Source organism: Marinobacter sp. UBA2498, assembly GCF_002341575.1.
Taxonomy (GTDB): domain Bacteria; phylum Pseudomonadota; class Gammaproteobacteria; order Pseudomonadales; family Oleiphilaceae; genus Marinobacter; species Marinobacter manganoxydans.
The window spans coordinates 22,551-24,785 of sequence record NZ_DDOI01000051.1 but is presented as its reverse complement, the minus strand read 5'-3'; the positions used below and the strand labels follow the sequence as shown (position 1 = coordinate 24,785).

General features: G+C 54.5%; 3 protein-coding genes. All 3 read right to left on the bottom strand.

Features of this window, described 5'->3' with window-relative positions; translation table 11 throughout:
• The coding region (locus B2W52_RS06105; protein ID WP_286801936.1) for a flagellar hook-basal body complex protein at positions 1-1,319 on the bottom strand (1,319 nt) is incomplete at its 3' end.
• Between the two features lie 27 nt (positions 1,320-1,346).
• Positions 1,347-2,024, bottom strand: coding sequence for a flagellar hook assembly protein FlgD (locus tag B2W52_RS06100; protein ID WP_008174289.1), 678 nt, complete (start codon positions 2,022-2,024; stop codon positions 1,347-1,349).
• Positions 2,025-2,042: 18 nt separating this feature from the next.
• A partial coding sequence (locus B2W52_RS06095; protein WP_286801931.1) for a flagellar basal body rod protein FlgC occupies positions 2,043-2,235 on the bottom strand: 193 nt, incomplete at its 5' end.

Sequence of the window (2,235 nt, the reverse complement as noted above, 5' to 3'; positions counted from 1 at the left end):
CCATCAATTTGGGTGTAAATCGACCACTGACTGCTGCCATTACTGGCTGTCGGTGAAAGGTTTTTGACATAGAACTGCGTCAATTCGTGAGAGTTTCCCAAGCTGTCGTAGATGGTTGTAGAGGTTGCGTGGTTGTAGGTCCGCTGATCCAGTGGATTAAACTGGTTCGTTATCACAGGATCGGCTGCTCCGGCATTGAAATTGGCCCCCAGATTAGGTGTAGTCGGAGGAGACGACAGGCTCTCAGACGACAGACTTTCAATACTGTCATCTGCAGACAGGGTGCTCAGGAATCCGTTCGTCACACCTTCACCTGTTATAGAGGTGGGAGTATTCGGAAAGCTGGTTTCCAATGTAAAACCGCTGTTCTGGCGAATCAGCACGCTTCCATTTTCCACTTCGGCGCTGACGCCACTCAATCCAGGAAGTGAAGTCAGCAGCTCAGCAAAATCGATCGCCGTTGGAGGGTTTCCATTTAAACTGGATCTATCGATAGTGGCACTGCCCGCCTCGCCATTCTCGCCCACAGAAATCGAAAACTCAAAATCTGACTGAGCAAGAGCTGACTCCAGTTCAGTGGCGTCAAGAGTCTGTTCTGTAAGCGCGGACGCATTTAAGCCATCGATGCCGTTGAAATAGTTGGCCAAGTCGTTGGCACCGTACGCCGCCGACAAGGCAGCGGGCGTCTGTCCGCTACTAAAAGTGGAGCCGTCGCGGTAGGTAACTGTGAAGGACTCGTTCAAAATAGCATTAGTCTGCGCGCTGTCCGGCTCGGCAACACCAGGCCGACCAATTAGAAAAGCGCTTCGATTTTCAAGTACAGACTCTCGGGCATCTAGATTGACATCAGTTTCCAGTAAGGTAGTCCGTCTGGGCGCCAAGTTGTTAGAATCTATAACCAGATCACCGCGAATGCCCGAAAGATTTCCATCCGCATCCGCGGTAAATCCCTGTACGCGCATATTTTGGTTGTTGGTAACGAACCCGTCTTTATCGACTCCGAATTGACCTGCTCGTGAGTAACGAGTCTCACCGCCGTTATTCAAAATGAAAAATCCATCACCGCTAATCGCCATGTCGAGGCCATTGTCGGTAAAACTGACGTTTCCCTGACCGAACGACTGTTTTACATCCTGGACCCGGACACCGTCGCCGATCGGGTTGGTGCCTGCGCTCAGGAAACCGCTGGCGTATAGATCGCCAAACTGGGCCTTGCTGCCCTTGAAACCAACGGTACTGGCGTTGGCAATGTTGTTGCCGGTGACGTCCAGATCCACCGATGCCGCGCGAAGGCCACTCAAACCCGTATTAAATCCCATGGTTCACCCCTTGGTGTTTCACCGGTATCAGTTAATTTGTTTTACATCAGACAGGGCGATGGAGCCCATGCCTGCAAGATTCAGGGTAATGGAGCCACCCTGGCCCAGGGACACGCTGTCAACATTGGCACTTACCATCGTACCCAACTGCTGCGGCCCATCCGGGTAGGAAGCCTCGGCCACAATCCGGTAGGCGCCCGGCGGCAAGGGATTGCCGTTGCCGTCCTGGCCATCCCAGCGGAACGAGGTCACCCCTGCCGGACTACTACCCATGTCGATCTGGCGAACCCGCTCACCATTCTGACCCTGAATCGAAAGCCGAAGGCCACCGGTCGATGCCGGCACTTCAACGGTGCCGCTGATCTCACCGTCCGCACCCAGAACCCCGATCTGGGAAGGGGCAAGCACGGTTTTGCCGACCATGGCAGAGGCCTGCAGCGCCTGGCTGGAACGGAACTGACCCACCACATCCTCAACCGTACCGGAAAGGTTCTGCATTTCCTCCAGCGAGCTGAACTGGGCCAGTTGGGAGATGAATTCACCGTTGTCCTGGGGTTCCAGCGGGTTCTGGTTCTTCAGCTGGGCCAGCATCAGTTCCATGAACTCGTTCCGACCCAACTCGCTGGTGCCCTGGCCGCCATTCTGTTGCTTCAGCTGGTACTGGCTCAGAACATCCGACGCGTCTGTTGCATTTACTGCAGTCATGTTGTGCTCCTCACCCTGTTACTGCTGACCGAGAGTCAGAATGCGCTGCATCATGGACTTGGCTGTGTTCATGACATCCACATTCATCTGGAAACTTCTGGACGACGACATCATGTCCGCCATCTCTTCAACCACATTCACATTGGGGTAGTAGACGTAGCCGTCCTCGTTGGCCGCCGGGTGATGGGGCTCGTGGCGCATCTGCAGCTCC